This window comes from Pseudomonas sp., assembly GCF_050739995.1.
GTDB lineage: Bacteria > Pseudomonadota > Gammaproteobacteria > Pseudomonadales > Pseudomonadaceae > Aquipseudomonas.
On sequence record NZ_JBOICG010000337.1, the window covers coordinates 1 to 4,849 of the forward strand.

A 4,849-nucleotide genomic window follows, 5' to 3' on the forward strand; every position below is an offset into this window, starting at 1 on the left:
ACCAGATACAGCCCGAAAGCACCCAACATGATACCGAAGCTGATCAACCCACTCGCCCCCCAAGGCGAAAGCCCCAAGCTCTGAGCAGCAGAAATACCAGGCACGATCAACGAAAACGCGGTCGCCGCCAGCATCACTCCTGCACCAAACCCCAGCAGGGAATCACTCAGTGCCACCGGCATCCGCCGAATCACCAGCACCGGCACCGCGCCCAGCGCTGTACCGAGGGCACAGATCGCCCCGCCCTGCAGGGCTCGCAGGATGCGCGGTTCCAGGTCCAGCCAGACCAGCCCGTGGGCAACCAATAGTGCCGTACCTGCCAATAGCAGCAGAGAGCCAAACGCATAGCGAAACATTCGCCCGCTGCTGATCGCCAGTGTTTCAGTGCCCATAGTCGGCCTTAGATCTTGTTATAGGGAGTGAGTGTCAGGCCAAGGCAGCCTGATAGCGAGCAGCGACTTCCGGCCAATTGATGACGCTATAGAAGGCATTGATGTATTCCGGACGGCGGTTCTGGTACAGCAGGTAGTAGGCGTGCTCCCAGACGTCCAGACCGAGGATCGGCGTGTTGCCGCTCATCAACGGGCTGTCCTGGTTGCCGCTGCTCTCCACCACCAGGGTCTGTTCCGGTGTGACGCTGAGCCAGGCCCAGCCGCTGCCGAAGCGCGTCAACGCGGCTTTGGTGAAGGCTTCCTTGAAGCGGTCGAAGCCACCCAACTGTTCGTCGATGGCGGTGCCCAGTGCGCCTTCGGGCTTGCCACCGCCTTTGGGCGACATCACCGCCCAGAACAACGAGTGATTGGCATGACCGCCCCCCTGATTGATCACCGCTGCGCGCAGTTTTTCCGGCAGTTGCTGCACGCTGGACACCAACTTCTCGACCGGCCAACCCGCGAACTCGGTACCTTCAACCGCCGCGTTGAGATTGTTGATATAAGTCTGGTGATGCTTGGTGTAGTGAATCTCCATGGTTTGCGCATCGATGTGCGGCTCCAGGGCGTCATACGCGTAAGGCAAGGCAGGCAAGGTGTAAGTCATATCAATGTGCTCCGTATTGAGGCGTGGCGGGCTGTGCCGCAGCACCGCCCAGCAAGCGATGGGTACGTGGGTACTCGCCGTGATCGCTGATGAAATTCAACAGTTCGACATAGGTTTTGCTGCTCTGGCGCAGGGCCGCCTCCCGTAGTTGCGGGCTCAGGCGCGGGTCCTGCATGGTCTGTAAAAGTCGCTGGTGAATAGCGCAGAGGTACTCCGCGCTTTCTTCCGGCTGGTTCAGACGTAGGTGCAGGTCCGCCAGGTTGTGATGGGAAATGACGCAAGCCGCCACTGCTTCGTCGGCATCCGCCCAGCGTTCGAACAGCACTTGGGCCAGGGCCAGGGCCTGCAAATAGGCCTCGCGAGCGTCCACCAACTCGCCGGCCATAAAACAGCGATTGGCCCGTTCGATCGTGCGTTTCCAGTGCTCCATGGTGAGCCTCCAAAGCAGAATCGGTGATTACACGCCGCCGGCCGTGAGCTTTTCTGGATCCAGCAGGACTTCCAGTTGGCTGCGCGGCAAGTCGGTGTGCTCAAGGGCGACATCAATGACCGGACGGCCCTGCTGATAGGCCTTCTTGGCAATTTCGGCAGCCTTTTGGTATCCAATGATCGGGTTGAGCGCCGTGACCAGGATCGGGTTACGAGATAGCGCTTCCTTGAGCTTGGCTTCATTGACCTTGAAGCTGGCAATGGCCTTGTCCGCCAGCAAACGGCTGGAATTGGCCAGCAATTCGAGGCTGCTGAGCAGGTTCTGCGCGATGATCGGCAGCATCACATTCAGCTCGAAGTTGCCCGACTGGCCGGCGACGGTGATGACTGTGTCATTGCCGATGACCTGCGCCGCCACCATCGCGGTGGCCTCGGGGATAACCGGGTTGACCTTGCCGGGCATGATCGACGAACCAGGCTGCAGGCCCTCCAATTCGATTTCGCCAAGACCTGCGAGCGGGCCGGAGTTCATCCAACGCAGGTCGTTGGCAATTTTCATCAGCGACACGGCAGTGGCTTTCAACTGGCCGGAGACGGCGACGGCCGTGTCCTGGGAGCCGATCAAGGCGAAGAGGTTCTTGCCCGGCGTGAATTTCACGCCCGTCAGGCTGCTCAGTTGCTGGCTGAACCGCACCGCGAACTCCGGATGCGCGTTGATCCCGGTGCCGACCGCCGTACCGCCCTGGGCCAACGCCTGCAAACTCGGCAGAAGGTCCTGCAAATGCCCGATATTGGCCTTGAGCTGCTGTGCCCAGCCGTTGAGCACCTGGCTCATGCGCACGGGCATGGCGTCCATCAGGTGGGTACGACCGGTCTTGATGAAGGGGTGGACTTCTTCGGCCTTCCGCTCGATCACCTGGACCAGATGCAGCAGGGCCGGCAGCGTTTGCTCATGCAGCACCAGCGCGGCGCTGACGTGAATGGTGGTCGGAATGATGTCGTTGCTGCTTTGGCCGCAATTCACATGGTCGTTGGGGTTGACCGCCTCGCCCAGCAAGCGGCTGGCAAGAGTCGCAATCACTTCATTGGCGTTCATATTGGAGCTGGTGCCGGAGCCGGTCTGGAAAATATCCACCGGGAAATGCTGCATGAAGTCGCCTTCAAGCAAACCTTGGGCTGCGTCGACGATGGCTTTGCCCTGCCCTTCGCTGATCTGCTTGAGGTCAACATTGACCTTGGCGGCAGCAGTCTTGGCCAGAATCAGGGCACGAATGAATTGCGCCGGCATGCGCTGGTTGCTGATCGGGAAGTTGTTCACTGCGCGCTGGGTTTGTGCACCATACAGGGCCTCGGCAGGTACTTGCAGTTCGCCCATGCTGTCGCGTTCGCTACGGGTGTTACTCATCGTTAGATCCTTGCACCAGGTCAGAAACAGAAAGGGAGGGCAGCAATTCGCAGGTCGCCAATTGCCAGGCAAAGGTCTGCCAGCGCTTGAGGCGGCAGGCACAGCGGGAGAGTTTTTCCAGATCGCGCAACGGGCGCCATGCCTGGTCCAGGCACAGAGAGCGCCAGTGCCAGGGCAACGCAATGTCGCTGGCAGTGTCGAGCAACAAACGGAATGAGGTCTCAGCAATCGTCCACGGATGGGTTGCGGTGCAACACGCCAGGTATCGACCTTCGTTGAGGTAATGTTCGATCAGGCGAGGTTCGTTGGGGTCGAGGCCGCAGCGGATCTGACGGCTCATCCAACGCCAGCTTTCCAGGTACGGATCCTCATGCAGGACAGAACTCATGATCCACACTCATCCGGTAATGATATTTATTATTAAATGATATTGAGAATCAAAACAATAGCAGCAAATTAATCCACCTTTCACACAGCCACAAAAAAAGGCGCGCCATTTTCAGAATGGCGCGCCTTTTTTGCGAAGCGTTACAGGATCAACTGCCGGCGACGGTCATCCGCTCGATCAGCACCGAACCCGTGCGAATGTTGCTGCGCAGCTCAAGATCGTTACCCACTGCAACGATTTGCTTGAACATGTCGCGCATATTGCCGGCGATGGTCACTTCCTGGACGGCGAACTGAATTTCACCGTTTTCCACCCAGAAACCCGCCGCGCCCCGAGAGTAGTCGCCAGTCACCATGTTCAAACCATGACCCATCAACTCGGTCACCAGCAGGCCCCGGCCCATGCGGCGCAACAATGCAGCCTGGTCTTCATCACCGTGAGTGACGAACAGGTTGTGCACACCACCGGAGTTGGCCGTGCTTGGCAAACCCAGCTTGCGACCGGCGTATGTGCCCAACACGTAGGACACCAATTCACCTTTCTCGACGAAAGGCTTGGCATAGGTCGCCAAGCCATCACCGTCGAACGCCGAGCTGCCCATGGCGCGCATCAGGTGTGGGCGCTCATCGATAGTCAGCCACTCAGGGAACAGCTTCTGGCCGATTGCGCCCTCAAGGAACGAAGATTTGCGGTACAGGTTGCCGCCGGAGATCGCCCCCAGGAAACTGCCGAACAAACCACCGGCCAGTTCCGCCGAAAACAGCACCGGCACTTCGCAGGTCGGAACCGGGCGCGCGCCCAAACGGCTGGCGGCTCGTTGTGCGGCGCGCTGGCCGATGCTGACCGGGTCGGCCAGCAGCTCACCCTGACGATTCACGTCATACCAATAATCACGCTGCATCTGGCCATTGGCTTCGGCGATCATCACGCAGCTCAAACTATGGCGAGTGGATGCATATCCACCGATAAAACCATGGCTGTTACCGTAAACGCGGCAGCCCTGGTGGGTGCTCAAGGTGGTGCCATCGGCGTTCTTGATGCGGGCATCGGCGTCGAAAGCAGCCGCTTCGCATGTCAGTGCCTGCTCAATCGCCTGCTCAGGGGTAATGTCCCAGGCGTGGAACAGATCAAAATCCTTCAAGTCCTTGGCCATCAATGCCTTGTCGGCCAGGCCCGAGCTTTCGTCTTCGGAGGTGTGCTTGGCAATGGCCAACGCGGCAGCGACCGTCTCGCGAATCGCTTCGGGGCCGCTGGCCGACGTGCTGGCCGAGCCTTTGCGCTGCCCCACGTACAAGGTGATGCCAAACCCCTGGTCACGGTTGAACTCAACGGTTTCCACTTCCCGCTGGCGCACCGACGTAGACAGCCCCTGCTCCAGCGACACCGCCACTTCACAGGCGCTGGCCCCCTGGCGCTTGGCCTCGGCAAGGATCTGCTCGACTTGTTCCTGCAGTGCCGGTAACGCTTGCGGACCGACGCTTTGGGCTGCACTCATGGTTTTCTCCACTCAAATTCTACTTTCGGTTAAGGCCATCGAGCGACCGGGCCGGACAAGCGGCCCCCGACTGGTTATCATGGCGGCGTTTCTT

5 protein-coding genes and 1 pseudogene are annotated in these 4,849 nt (G+C 59.7%); all 6 read right to left on the bottom strand.

From position 1 onward, the window contains the following. Positions 1 to 392 (bottom strand): annotated as a pseudogene (locus ACRESD_RS11275) (ZIP family metal transporter); the annotation flags it as partial. Positions 393 to 426: 34 nt separating this feature from the next. Then, positions 427 to 1,038 carry a superoxide dismutase gene (locus ACRESD_RS11280; RefSeq protein WP_431750978.1) on the bottom strand — a complete coding sequence of 204 codons (612 nt, stop codon included), beginning with the start codon at positions 1,036 to 1,038 and terminating at the stop codon, positions 427 to 429. Position 1,039: 1 nt separating this feature from the next. Next, entirely contained in the window at positions 1,040 to 1,468 is a 429-nt protein-coding gene (locus ACRESD_RS11285; RefSeq protein ID WP_431750979.1) for a hypothetical protein, read from the bottom strand. Positions 1,469 to 1,495: 27 nt separating this feature from the next. Then, on the bottom strand, positions 1,496 to 2,872 hold the full coding sequence (locus ACRESD_RS11290; protein ID WP_431750980.1) for a class II fumarate hydratase: 1,377 nt from the start codon (positions 2,870 to 2,872) through the stop codon (positions 1,496 to 1,498). After that, the gene (locus ACRESD_RS11295) at positions 2,865 to 3,260 is read right to left on the bottom strand and encodes a FagA protein (RefSeq protein ID WP_431750981.1); all 396 of its coding nucleotides are present in this window, start codon (positions 3,258 to 3,260) and stop codon (positions 2,865 to 2,867) included. The genes ACRESD_RS11290 and ACRESD_RS11295 overlap by 8 nt, the downstream gene beginning before the upstream one ends. Before the next feature lie 148 nt (positions 3,261 to 3,408). Continuing rightward, the gene (gene pmbA / locus ACRESD_RS11300; RefSeq protein ID WP_431750982.1) at positions 3,409 to 4,755 is read right to left on the bottom strand and encodes a metalloprotease PmbA; all 1,347 of its coding nucleotides are present in this window, start codon (positions 4,753 to 4,755) and stop codon (positions 3,409 to 3,411) included. Between the last annotated feature and the right edge of the window lie 94 nt (positions 4,756 to 4,849).